This window comes from Pseudomonas sp. R62, from assembly GCF_000257605.1.
In the GTDB taxonomy this organism is placed as follows: domain Bacteria; phylum Pseudomonadota; class Gammaproteobacteria; order Pseudomonadales; family Pseudomonadaceae; genus Aquipseudomonas; species Aquipseudomonas atacamensis.
In genome coordinates this window covers 2,128,200-2,140,843 of the sequence record NZ_JH635998.1, presented here as the reverse complement: position 1 = coordinate 2,140,843, position 12,644 = coordinate 2,128,200, and the positions used below count along the sequence as shown (strand labels likewise).

Sequence of the window (12,644 nt, the reverse complement as noted above, 5' to 3'; positions counted from 1 at the left end):
CAGTGCGTAGGCAATCGACTGGGGTAAGGCGAGAATCGCACCGCTGAGGCCGACGATCAGGTCCCGCCCGACGCTGGCACGGGTTTGCCGTGGCAACCAGCTCAGGAAAGGAAACAGTGAATGGCGGCTGGGGAAGGCCATGGGTCCTCGCGGTTGGGTTTTTCAGGCAAGCCTATCAGGACACGGCAATCATTGTGGCGAGGGGATTTATCCCCGATGGGCCGCGAAGCGGCCCCAAACCCAGAGTTCTCGGTGAGTCAGGTATATCGAGTTCACGGATCTTGCGACTGCTTCGCAGCCGATCGGGGATAAATCCCCTCGCCACAGGTAAGTGGTCGACAGTCAGATAGCATTACAGTTTGGCCTTCACCGCCACCAACGCATCCTTGCCATCCACGGTCTTCACCCCATCCAGCCACTTGTCCAGCACCGCCGGATTGGCCTTGATCCACGCCTTCGCCGCTTGGGCATTGCTGACCTTCTTGTTCACCACCTCGGCCATGATGCTGTTCTCCATGTCCTGGGTGAATGCCAGATTGGTCAGCAACTTGCCCACATTCGGGCAGGCCTCGGCGTAGCCCTTGCGGGTCAGGGTGAAAACGTTGCCAGTGTCGCCGAAGTATTTTTCGCCGCCCTTGAGGTAACGCATTTTCAGTTGCACGTTCATCGGGTGCGGGGTCCAGCCGAGGAAGGTGACGAATTTCTGTTTCTTCACCGCCCGCGACACTTCGGCGAGCATCGCCTGTTCGCTGGACTCGATCAGCTTCCACTGGCCCATGTTGAAGTCATTCTTCTTGATGATCTCCTGCAACGAAATGTTCGCCGGCGCGCCTGATCCGATGCCGTATATCTTCTTGTCGAACTTGTCGGCGAATTTGTTCAGGTCGGCAAAATCATGCACACCCGCCTCCCAGACATAGTCGGGGACGGCGAGGGTGAATTCGGTGCCTTCGAGGTTCTTGGCCAATTGCGTCACATCACCGGTGGCGATGAATTTGTCGTAGAAGCCCTGCTGCGCCGGCATCCAGTTGCCGAGGAACACATCCACCTGGCCATCCTTCAAGCCGCCAAAGGTGATCGGCACCGCGAGGGTGTCGATCTTGGCCTTGTAGCCCATGCCGTCCAGCAGAAATCCGGTGATGGCATTGGTCGCGGCGATGTCGCTCCAGCCCGGATCGGCCATCTTCACGGTTTCGCAACTTTGCTCGGCGAAGGCCGAGGCGCTGCTCAATGCGATCAGGCCAACGGTGACAGCTGTGGATAACTTGCGCATGGACTTCCCCTTAACGTTATTGGTTTTGGCAGGGTTGTGGATAACGGGCCTTGCGCTCCAGATCATCAAGGTCGATGTGGTTGCGCATGTACTGCTGACTGGCATCGACCAGCGGCTGGTGATCCCAGCTCTTCAGCTTGCCGATGGTTAACGCATCGGCGACGAAACGGCGTCGGCGCTGGCTGGCCAGTACGTCCCGGTGGATCGCCGGAATGTCCCACTTGGCCCGCGCTTCAGAGAGAAAATCGTCGAACAGCTGACGATGTTGCGGCGATTGGCTCAGCTCCTCCTCTTCGCGCGGATCGTTATCCACATCGAAGAGTAGGCACGGGTCGCTTTCGCTGTAGATAAATTTGTAGGCGCCCCGGCGGATCATCATCAGCGGGCTGACAGTGCCTTCGGCCATGTATTCGCCGAACACCTCGTCATGCCCGCCCTGCCCTTGCAGGTGTGGCAGCAACGAACGACCGTCCAGTGGCAAGCCGGGCTCAAGCGTGCCGCCGGCCAGATCCACGAAGGTCGGCAGCAGGTCGGCGGTGGATACGGCGGCGCTGACTCGGCCGGCCTCGAATTGTCCCGGGGCGCTGATCAGCAGCGGCACTCGCGCGGCCATCTCGAACCAGTGCATTTTGTACCAGAGGCCCTTCTCGCCGAGCATGTCGCCATGGTCACCGGAGAAGACGATGACGGTGTCGTCGATCAGCCCGGTTTCTTCAAGGGTTTGCAGCAGTTTGCCGACATTGGCGTCGATATAGCTGCAAGCACCGAAGTAGGCGCGACGGGCATCGCGGATCTTATCCACAGGCAGCGGCCTGTCCCACAGGTCGTAAACCTTGAGCAGACGTTGCGAGTGCGGATCGAGATCGTCCTGGTTCAAGGCTGTAGGCAACGGGATATCGGCATCGTCATACAGATCCCAAAAAGCCTTGGGAATCGTGTACGGATCGTGCGGGTGGGTCATCGACACGGTCAGGCAGAACGGTTGCTCGCCGTCCTCGCGAATGTGATCGAACAGATATTGCTGCGCCTTGAACACCACCTCTTCGTCGAAATCCAGCTGATTGGTACGCACGCACGGCCCGGCTTGCAGCACGGAAGACATATTGTGATACCAGCTCGGCCGCACGTCCGGCTCGTCCCAGTTCACCGCCCAACCGTAATCGGCCGGGTAAATATCGCTGGTCAGGCGTTCTTCATAACCGTGCAACTGGTCCGGCCCGCAGAAATGCATCTTGCCCGACAGCGCGGTGCGGTAGCCGAGACGCCGCAGGTAATGCGCGTAAGTCGGAATGTCGGCAGGAAAGTCAGCCGCGTTGTCGTAGGCGCCGATCTTGCTCGGCAACTGGCCACTGACCAGGGTGAAGCGCGACGGCGCGCACAGCGGGCTGTTGCAATAGGCAGCATCGAACACCACGCTTTGGGCGGCGAGGCGGGACAGATTCGGCAGTTTGATCGGCGATGGGCCGTAGAACGGCAACATTGGCGCGGCCATTTGATCGGCCATGATGAAAAGAATGTTCTTGCGCTTCATGTGATCGCGGCATTCCATGTTGAATATTTATGCGAGAGTGCTGCGATCGAGCATGGATTCCATGCCTGTTCCGGTAAAGCCCGCGCCGGACAATGACTAGGATAAGTACAGCTTATGTATGACGCCCTCGGTGACCTTTCCCTCGATCTGCTGCGCGCTTTTGAAGCGGCGGCCCGCCATCGCAGTTTTACCGCTGCTGCGGTGGAGCTTGGCACCACGCAGCCGGCGATCAGCCAGCAAATGAAACGTCTGGAAGAGCAGCTCGGTACGCGCCTGTTCGACCGGATTTACCGGGGTATCGAGTTGACAGAGGTTGGCGCCCTGCTGTTCGAGCAAGTTACCCTCGGTTTGCAGAATATCGACGCAGGATTGAGCGCAATCAGCACTCAGCAGCAACATGAAGTGCTGCAAGTGGCCACGGATTTCGCTTTCGCCGCTTATTGGCTGATGCCGCGCCTGCACCGCTTTCACGAGGCCAATCCGCATATCGATGTCAGCCTGGTCACCAGCGAGCGCAACCACAACATGCTGCGCACCGACATCGACGTGGCGATCCTGTTTGGCGATGGTCGATTCAAGCAGGGCGAGAGCCACTGGCTGTTCAGCGAAGAGGTGTTCCCGGTGTGCAGTCCGCTGCTGCTCAAGGAGCGTTCATTGCCGCTGCCCGCGCAGGCACTGCTGGAATTTCCGCTGTTGCATCTGCGTGGGGAAAACAGCAGCAACTGGTTCGACTGGAGTGGCTTGTTTCGTCAGTTGGGCCTGACTACGCCGCCAGCGCCGGGGCAATTGCGCTTCGACAATTACACCTTGCTGATTCAGGCGGCGATTGGCGGACAAGGCGTGGCGATTGGCTGGCGGCACCTTGTGGATAACTTGCTGGTGCAGGGTTTGCTGTGCCGGCCGCTGGCGGAAACCACGCTGTCGCGCCTTGGCTATTACGTTGTGCTGCCGCAACGCAAACGTCGGGGTGCGTTGATTCAGGAATTTGTTGATTGGTTAATGGCGGAACAGGCCAGCAGTGCCGAATCGCTTAACGGTCTGGCCCTGCCCTCGATTGCGGTGTGAAGAGCAAAAGATCATCCGATCGCGGCCCGAGCCTTCGGACGATCTTTTACGAATCAGAAGCCGCCACAAAATTCACATGCTGCCCCACATGCAGATTCAACCGCAGCTCATCGGCAATCCCCACCGCGACACGGTTCAATCGCTCCAGCGGTTCGGCCAGCCCCGGTTCGAGATTGCCGCCGACCTGACTGAAGTGCTCGATGGTCAACCCGGCCACGCCATGGGGCGCGTTGACCAAGGTCCAGCGCAGTGAGCTGCTTTGTACCGCCTCGAGGATTTCTTCGGCAGCGTGACGTTGCAGACGCTCGTCATTTTCAGGCTCGTCGAGCACACCGAAGTTGCCGACCAGAAACAGGCGCGGCACGCTGGCCAGTTGCAAACCTTCGACCAAGGCGTCGACTGCCAGCACTTGTTCCACCGGCCCCAGCGTCACCGAGCGCTCAACGTGGTCGCTGCTGAAGGGCAACCCCGGAGCGTCCAGCAGACAGATCACCGCCGAACTGCCGGCGACGCTCTGATTGACCCGCTCGGCATCGAACAGATCGCCGGTCTTGGTGCGCAGCCCCGGACGCGGCGCAAGTGCGGTGAGATCGTCGAGGATGGCGATGACTTCGTGTTGGCGACGGAGCAATTCAGCCATCAATGCACCGCCCAGGCTGGCCATGGCACCATAAAGCACCACTTTGACCACTGGGGTCTCGGCATTTTTCATGGCTGTTTTCCTTATAGTTGTCCTATATGACCTGTGACGGTGGAAACAGCCAAGGGTTCGAACCGATTGAGAGGCGACACGATGCAAGGGATCAAGGGCTATCACGCCCATGTCTATTTCGACGCGCAAACCATCGACCAGGCGCGGGCCTTGTGCGAACAGGCCGCGCAGTTGTTTGCGCTGAAAATGGGCCGCGTGCACGAACGCCCGGTGGGGCCGCATCCCGACTGGAGCTGCCAACTGGCTTTCGGTCCCGAGCTGATCGGCGAAGTGCTGCCATGGCTGGCGCTCAACCGCAAGGGCCTGGTGGTATTCCTGCATCCGGAGACTGGCGATGACTTGCTTGACCACACCGAACACGCGATCTGGATGGGCGCGGTGCGGCCCTTGGATCTGTCGATTTTTTAACCAGATGCTGACGCTGAACTGATAACGGATATGTCCAGACAGCCAGCCAGCGCTGACTGTCCGTTTATCCGCATCGCTACCAACCCCGTATTCATTGGCTGTCGTTGCATCCGACCGCCGGTTGATCATTCATTGATCGCTTTCGCTCGCGAAAGGTAGCTGAAAGCTTCCCCGATTAGGATCGCCCCACTCCCGGCAACAGACCGGTTGGCCCAAGCCCTGTGTTTTTTCCACAGGCCCGGCCCAATTAACAACAACAATGGTGATTCTGATGTCTTCTGCAACCCGCCGTTTCTCCCGCTTCCTGCTGGTCACTCCGCCCGTACGCCTCGCGCCTCCCGTTCTGCGCTGATCCCGCCCGATCCGCTCATTCCATTAGCCGCGCTACGCCTGGAGTATTCCCATGCTGACTTTCCTTGGCTTCGCCATGGTCATCACGTTCATGTTCCTGATCATGACCAAGCGCCTGTCCGCGCTGATCGCCCTGATCATCATCCCGATCCTGTTCGCGCTGTTCGGTGGTTTCGCGCCGAAGATCGGCCCGATGATGCTTGAAGGCATCACCAAACTGGCGCCGACCGGCGTGATGTTGATGTTCGCCATTCTGTATTTCGCCCTGATGATCGACTCCGGCCTGTTCGACCCGGCCGTGCGCAAGATCCTCAAACTGGTCAAGGGCGACCCGCTGAAAGTTTCGGTCGGTACCGCCGTTCTGGCGCTCGTCGTTTCCCTCGATGGTGACGGCGCGACCACTTACATGATCTGTGTGGCCGCCATGCTGCCGCTGTACAGCCGCATCGGCATGAGCCCGCGGATCATGGCCGGTCTGATCATCCTCGCCGGTGGCGTGATGAACATGACCCCGTGGGGCGGCCCGACCGCCCGCGCGGCGAGTGCTCTGCATGTCGATCCGTCGGACATTTTCGTACCGATGATCCCGGCGATGGCCGCCGGTGTCTTGGCGATCCTGGTGATTGCCTACTTCTACGGCAAGCGTGAGCGTGCCCGCCTCGGTGAACTGCACCTGGTCGGCGATGAGATCGATCACAGTGAAATCAGCGTCTCGCAATTCCCCGACGCACGCCGTCCGAAGCTGATCTGGTTCAACGCCGCACTGACGTTCGGACTGATGTGCACGCTGATCGGTGGCCTGTTGCCGCTGCCGGTGCTGTTCATGGTGGCGTTCAGTATCGCCATGATCGTCAACTACCCATGCCTGCAAATGCAGAAGGATCGCGTCGCCGCGCATTCCGGCAGCGTGCTGGCAGTGGTCGGGCTGATCTTTGCGGCGGGTATCTTCACCGGTATCCTGTCGGGCACCGGCATGGTCGATGCGATGTCGAAGAGCCTGTTGGCGGTGATTCCGGATTTCCTCGGCCCGTACCTGGCGGTGATCACGGCACTGGTGAGCATGCCGTTCACCTTCTTCATGTCCAACGATGCGTTCTATTACGGTGTATTGCCGGTGCTGACCGAAGCGGCCAGCCACTATGGGATCACTGCGGTGGAAATGGCCCGTGCCTCGATCGTCGGCCAGCCCGTCCACTTGCTGAGCCCGTTGGTGCCGTCGACCTATCTGTTGGTGGCGCTGGCCGGCATCGATTTCGGTGATCACCAGCGTTTCACCCTGAAATGGGCGATCCTGGTGTGCATCTGCATTCTGATTGCTGCACTGCTGTTGGGGACTTTCCCGATGTTCAGCACTCTATAAGCCCAAGACTCACCGTTACGGGTCCGGCTTCGCGGTTTGAAGCCCGGACCTTTTTCGGTTCAACAATTGCTCAAAGGAATACACATGGATTGGCTGACCAACCCCGAAATCTGGGTTGCCTTCTTTACCCTGACCGCCCTGGAAATCGTCCTCGGTATCGATAACATCATCATGATTTCGATCCTGGTCAGCCGCATGCCGAAACACATGCAGCAGCGCACGCGGATCTTCGGTCTTGGCCTGGCCATGGTCACCCGGATCCTGTTGCTGCTGTCGATTACCTGGGTCATGCGCCTCACTGCCGACCTGTTCGAAGTGTTCGGCCAGGGCATTTCCGGCCGCGACCTGATCCTGTTCTTCGGTGGCCTGTTCCTGTTGTGGAAGAGTTCGCAGGAGATGTACCACGCGCTGGAAGGTGAAGATGAAAGCGACGACGCGCCGTCGGGCAAGGGCGGCAACTTCCTCTACACCATCATCCAGATCGCGATCATCGATATCGTCTTCTCGCTGGACTCGGTGATCACTGCCGTCGGCATGGTTTCCCACGTGCCGGTGATGGTCGCGGCGATCATCGTGGCGGTGCTGGTGATGATGCTGGCGTCGGGCAAAATCAGCGAATTCATCGACAAGCACCCGTCGCTGAAAATGCTCGCCCTGTCCTTCCTGCTGGTGGTCGGTACCGTGCTGATCGCCGAATCGTTCGACGTGCACGTGCCAAAAGGCTACGTCTACTTCGCCATGGCGTTCTCGCTGGCGGTTGAGGCTATCAACATCAAACTGCGCGGCGCGATGGCCAAGAAGAGACAGCAACAGGATCCGGTGAAACTGCGCAAGGATGTGCCGGGCCAATAATCCGGTAGTCCCGGCAGCACGCTACACCCCTGTGGGAGCGAGCCTGCTCGCGAAGATGGAGTGCCAGTCGACAACAATGTTGGCTGGCCCACCGCTTTCGCGAGCAGGCTCGCTCCCACAGTTGTTTTGGGCAACAGAGGGGAAACGTGTCGGATTCGGTGAGTGGATGCATTTGTTTTGATGACACTTTTGTTTCAATCCACGCTTTAGCTGTGCAATGCTGGCGCCGAGACCGTTCGCCAACTACAGCTTAAGTATCAAGAACGTAGAAACCGCGCGGTGCCGTTCACTTGCCCCTCTGGGGCGCTGCTACTACAGGGGGTCTGCATGCTCACCCTGCTCAATCTGCTGTCCGCCGTCGCTCTGTTGATCTGGGGCACGCACATCGTCCGAACCGGCATCCTGCGGGTTTACGGCACTAATCTGCGACATGTGATCGGCCAGAACATGTCGAAGAAATGGCTGGCGTTCATCGCCGGTATTCTCGTCACTGCCATGGTGCAGAGCAGCAACGCCACGGCGATGCTGGTCACTTCGTTTGTCGGTCAGGGCCTGATGGCGCTGACCCCGGCGCTGGCGACCATGCTGGGCGCCGATGTCGGTACCGCGTTGATGGCGCGGGTGCTGACGTTTGACTTGTCATGGCTGTCGCCGCTGCTGATTTTCCTCGGGGTGATTTTCTTTTTGTCGCGCAAACAGACACGGCTCGGGCAAATGGGGCGGGTGTCGATCGGTCTGGGGCTGATCATTCTTGCGCTGCAACTGATTGTCGAAGCGGCGGCGCCGATCACTCAGGCCCAAGGGGTAAAAGTCATTTTCGCCTCGCTGACCGGCGACATTTTGCTCGACGCCCTGGTCGGCGCGTTGTTTGCGATGATTTCCTACTCCAGCCTCGCCGCCGTGCTGCTCACCGCCACGCTGGCCGGGGCTGCGGTGATCAGCCTGCCGGTGGCAATCGGTCTGGTGATCGGCGCCAACATCGGCAGCGGCATCCTTGCCTTCATGAGCACCAGCATGCAGAACGCTGCCGGCCGCCAGGTTGCGCTAGGGAGTCTGTTGTACAAATTGATCGGTTTGCTGCTGATCATCCCGGTGCTCGATCCGCTGGTGCACTGGATCGACAGCCTTGATTTCAGCCCGCAGGAAATGGTCATCGGCTTCCACCTGCTCTACAACACCGCGCGCTGCCTGATCCTGCTGCCCAGCGTCGGGCCGATGGCGCGGCTTTGTGCGTGGCTGCTGCCAGAGCGGCCGGAGGTCAACGGCGCCGCCAAACCGCGCCATCTCGACCCGACCGCACTGGTCACGCCGAGCCTGGCGCTGGCCAATGCCGCGCGGGAAACCCTGCGCATGGGCGATCTGCTCGACAACATGCTCGACGCCTCCCTCGACGTGCTGCGCGGCAAGCAGACCGCCGTCACCCAGGAAATGCGCCGCCTGACCGACGACGTCGAGGCGCTGTACAGCGCGATCAAGCTGTATTTGGCGCAGATGCCCCGCGAGGATCTCGGCGAGCACGACAGTCGGCGCTGGGCCGAGATCATCGAGCTGGCGATCAACCTGAAACTCGCCGCCGACCTGATCGAGCGCATGCTGCGCAAGATCCAGCAGCAGAAGACTTCGCAACGCCGTTCGTTTTCCGAAGAGGGCCTGGAAGATCTTGCCGGGCTGCAACAGCAACTGATCGCCAACTTGCGTCTGGGCCTGTCGGTGTTTCTCAGCGGCGACCGCGAGAGCGCGCGGCAGTTGTTACGGGAGAAACGCCGCTTTCGTGCGCAGGAACGGCGTCTGGCCCATGCGCATGTCAGCCGTTTGCAGCGCAAGATCGTGCAGAGCCTGGAGACCAGCTCGCTGCATCTGGAGTTGATCGCCGACATGAAACGGCTCAATTCGCTGTTCTGCAGCAGCGCCTATGTGGTGCTGGAAACGGCGGACACCGGCGCGCTGGCGGTGGATGACATGGCCGACATTACGCATTCGCCTTGAACGTCTGGGGCTGGGGCCAGTCAGTTACAGTGATTCAGCCTTGAGACCGTCATCGCTGGCAAGCCAGCTCCCACAGGGTTTTGTAAGCGCCGCAGATCCTTGTCGCAGCTGGCTTGCCAGCGATGGGGCCCTGACTGACGACACGGATCTCCAAATCAGCCGTATGGAAGCCTGTTATGCGTTGCCTGTTGTTCGCCTGTCTGTTGCTCGGTTCCCTGCCCGCCTTTGCCCTGGATCGGTTTCAGGTCGAAGGCTATGCGCTGCCCAACGGTTTGCAACTGATGCTCAAGCCCGGCACCGAACGCGGGCATGTGGCGATCCGGCTGGTGGTCGGCGTCGGCCTCGATGACTTCGACTGCGATGAAAAAGAGCTGCCGCATTTGCTTGAACACCTGCTGTTCAGCGGTATCGACGCCACCGGCGAAGGCGGTCTGGAAGAACGCATGCAGGCGCTGGGCGGTGACTGGAATGCGTTCACCAGCAATGCCGACACCACGTTCGTCATCGAGGCCCCGGCGAAAAACCAGCGCAAGGTGCTCGACCTGCTGCTCGCGCTGCTGACCCAGACACGCATCGACGACAACGCAATCAACGCGGCGAAACGGGTGGTCGAGCGTGAGGACGGCGGGCATTACACCAGGCTGCAACGTTTCCTCGATCGTCAGGACCTCGGTCATACCGCGAGCAATCAACTGGCTGTCGAGCTGGGACTGAAATGCCCGCAGCGTGCCGAAGTCGGCCATCTGACCCAAGAGCAATTGGAGAAGGTGCGCAAAGCCTGGTACGCGCCGAACAACATGACCCTGATCGTCGTCGGCGAACTCGACAAACTGCTGCCGGCCTATCTCGAGCGCACCTGGGGCGAGTTGGAGCCGGTCGAGCCGAGCGAACACCGGGCGCTGCCGGACATCCGCACCAGCGCCGCCCATGAGCGCACCCTCACCCGTGGCTTCATTGGCGACAGCGCCAAGCTGCACTGGCTGGTGCCGGAACCGGTGCTCGACGATCAGTACGACCAGACGTTCGACATTCTCAAGGATTATCTCGACTGGGCACTGTACCGGCAGATTCGCCTCAACCACGGCTTGTCGTACGGGCCGTGGGCCGAGCGTGAAGTATTCGGCGGTGTCGGCTTCATGAGCCTCAACGCGGACCTGGATCGCGATGACGTCGACGAAGCCATCCAGGTACTCGATGACCTCAAAGCCGACCTGCTGAAAAACGGCCTCGACCCGAGCACTTTCGCCCGCATCAAACAAGCCGCCATTGCTCACCAGGCCTGGGCCGTGCAGGGCAACAGCGCGCTGGCGGACTATTACTGGAGCGCGCTGGCCGACTATCAGGATGGCCGCTTTGCCAATCCCGCGCGCGAGCTGCAAGGGGTGACGCTGGAAGCGGCGAACAAGGCGATGCGCGAGCTGTTGCTGCAGCCGGGGTATATCCGGATCGAAAAGCCTTTGATCAGTGATGATCAGGTGTTGTGGCTGGTCGCTGGTGGTGTCGGCGTATTGCTGCTGATCGTGATCGGCTGGCGCCTGCATCGCCACCGCAAACATTCGCCGCAGCCCTGACACACAACCCTGTGGGAGCGAGCCTGCTCGCGAATGCGGTGGCTTCCTCAACGGTGATGGCGGCTGTTACTACGCCTTCGCGAGCAGGCTCGCTCCCACAGGGAAAATTGCTCCGCGCACCACCTCGCCACGACGCCCGACGGACGCTACTCTGTCGGGGTATTTCCTTAGCCTGCAGTGAATCGCCCACATGTCGAAATTAACCCTCCTGGTCCAGCGCCTTCTCGAGCTGATGAAGCGCTACCCCGGGTTGATCGCGGCGGGTGGTTTCATTTCCGGGGTCGGCAGTTTCATCCTCGTCGATCGGCAACAGGGGCTGGCCAGCTGGATCACGGTGATCATGCTGCTCAGCTGGATCTGGCTGATGCTGGAAAACACCCTGACCGGGCTGTTCACACGGATCTTCAAGCGCGAAATTCCCCAGCCGCTGCTGCGTTACGCGACGCAGATGATCCATCAGGAAAGCCTGTTTTTCGTTCTGCCATTCTTCTTCATCACCACCACGTGGAACAGCGGCCAGTTTGTCTTCACGGGGCTGCTCAGCGTTGCTGCACTGATCTCTATCGTCGATCCGCTGTACTACAAATGGCTGGCGCCACGGCGCTGGGCGTTTCTCGCTCTGCACACCCTGACCCTGTTCGCCGCCCTGCTCACCGCGCTGCCAGTGATCATGCACCTGACCACCGCGCAGAGTTTCAAATGGGCGCTGGGGATTGCCGTGCTGCTGTCGTTCCCTAGCCTGGCGTCGATCTTCCCGATCCGCACGGTGCGCAACGCCCTGGCGATTCTGTTCATCACAGTCGGCATCGGCGGCGTCGGTTGGGCGCTGCGTTCGTGGGTGCCACCGGCAACGCTGTGGATGACCGACGTGGCGATCAGCACGCAGCTGCAGGATCGCACCCCCGGCGCCAGCCTCGATACCGTCAGCGCCGAGCAGATCCGCAGCGGCGGGCTCTACGCCTACACTGCGATCAACGCGCCGCGCGGTCTCGACGAGCGGATTTATCACGTGTGGACCTTCAACGGCAAAGAGGTCGACCGCATCGCCCTCGACATCCATGGCGGGCGCAAGGAAGGCTACCGGGCGTGGACGCACAAGCAGAACTTCCCCGGCAACCCGGCGGGCAAGTGGCAGGTGCGGGTGCTGACCGAGGATGGCCAGTTGATCGGCGTGCTGCGTTTCGCAATTACCGACAGCACACCGGCCAAAGAAAAGTAATCCGGTTCGTGCTATTACGTAGGATCTCGTAACGGCCGTACAAGCACGGAGCTTATGACCAGCCCAACCCCCGGCAGTGCCCACCTGGACACCGCGCTCAGCCCTGCCCGCCTGCGCGTCAGCGGCGACTGGACGCTCGCCCACTACACCGCGCTCAAGCACCTGAGCGAAAAGCTCCGCGGCCAGTATGACGCCAACACTTCCATCGATCTGAACGGCCTCGGTGCCCTCGACACCGCCGGCGCCTCGTTGCTGGTCGAGCTGCTCGGTTCCGAGCGCTTGGGTAAAACCGCCGAACACCCCGATTGCACCCTTT

General features: G+C 60.4%; 10 protein-coding genes and 1 pseudogene. 8 read left to right on the top strand and 3 right to left on the bottom strand.

Annotated features, from left to right (window positions below):
* Nucleotides 1–352 precede the first annotated feature (352 nt).
* The gene (gene choX, locus OQK_RS10650; protein WP_016772370.1) at nt 353–1,273 is read right to left on the bottom strand and encodes a choline ABC transporter substrate-binding protein; all 921 of its coding nucleotides are present in this window, start codon (nt 1,271–1,273) and stop codon (nt 353–355) included.
* Nucleotides 1,274–1,289: 16 nt separating this feature from the next.
* The gene (gene betC, locus OQK_RS10645; RefSeq protein WP_016772369.1) at nt 1,290–2,804 is read right to left on the bottom strand and encodes a choline-sulfatase; all 1,515 of its coding nucleotides are present in this window, start codon (nt 2,802–2,804) and stop codon (nt 1,290–1,292) included.
* A 114-nt stretch (nt 2,805–2,918) separates the two neighbouring features.
* On the opposite strand from betC, the gene OQK_RS10640 reads away from it, so the two are divergent.
* Nucleotides 2,919–3,869: a choline sulfate utilization transcriptional regulator gene (locus OQK_RS10640; RefSeq protein WP_016772368.1), complete on the top strand. Its 951-nt coding sequence runs from the start codon at nt 2,919–2,921 to the stop codon at nt 3,867–3,869.
* A gap of 46 nt (nt 3,870–3,915) precedes the next feature.
* Here OQK_RS10640 and OQK_RS10635 read toward each other — a convergent pair whose 3' ends face one another.
* A complete protein-coding gene (locus tag OQK_RS10635) occupies nt 3,916–4,581 on the bottom strand; it encodes an NAD(P)-dependent oxidoreductase (RefSeq protein ID WP_016772367.1) in 666 nt (221 codons plus the stop codon).
* An 81-nt stretch (nt 4,582–4,662) separates the two neighbouring features.
* Between OQK_RS10635 and OQK_RS10630 the strand changes: the two genes are divergently transcribed.
* The 7 genes and pseudogenes from OQK_RS10630 to OQK_RS10600 form a co-directional block, all read left to right on the top strand.
* Nucleotides 4,663–4,989, top strand: a complete 327-nt coding sequence (locus OQK_RS10630) for a DOPA 4,5-dioxygenase family protein (RefSeq protein WP_016772366.1) — start codon at nt 4,663–4,665, stop codon at nt 4,987–4,989.
* A gap of 403 nt (nt 4,990–5,392) precedes the next feature.
* Nucleotides 5,393–6,700, top strand: a complete 1,308-nt coding sequence (locus OQK_RS10625; protein ID WP_016772365.1) for a CitMHS family transporter — start codon at nt 5,393–5,395, stop codon at nt 6,698–6,700.
* Between the two features lie 84 nt (nt 6,701–6,784).
* Nucleotides 6,785–7,552: a TerC family protein gene (locus tag OQK_RS10620; protein ID WP_016772364.1), complete on the top strand. Its 768-nt coding sequence runs from the start codon at nt 6,785–6,787 to the stop codon at nt 7,550–7,552.
* Nucleotides 7,553–7,879: 327 nt separating this feature from the next.
* Complete coding sequence (locus OQK_RS10615) at nt 7,880–9,538, top strand: Na/Pi cotransporter family protein (protein ID WP_016772363.1); 1,659 nt, start codon at nt 7,880–7,882, stop codon at nt 9,536–9,538.
* A gap of 176 nt (nt 9,539–9,714) precedes the next feature.
* On the top strand, nt 9,715–11,109 hold the full coding sequence (locus OQK_RS10610; RefSeq protein ID WP_016772362.1) for a M16 family metallopeptidase: 1,395 nt from the start codon (nt 9,715–9,717) through the stop codon (nt 11,107–11,109).
* Nucleotides 11,110–11,299: 190 nt separating this feature from the next.
* Nucleotides 11,300–12,328 (top strand): DUF5924 family protein, encoded by a 1,029-nt coding sequence (locus tag OQK_RS10605; protein ID WP_016772361.1) that lies wholly within the window; start codon nt 11,300–11,302, stop codon nt 12,326–12,328.
* Between the two features lie 54 nt (nt 12,329–12,382).
* Nucleotides 12,383–12,644: pseudogene (locus OQK_RS10600) on the top strand (ABC transporter permease); the annotation flags it as partial.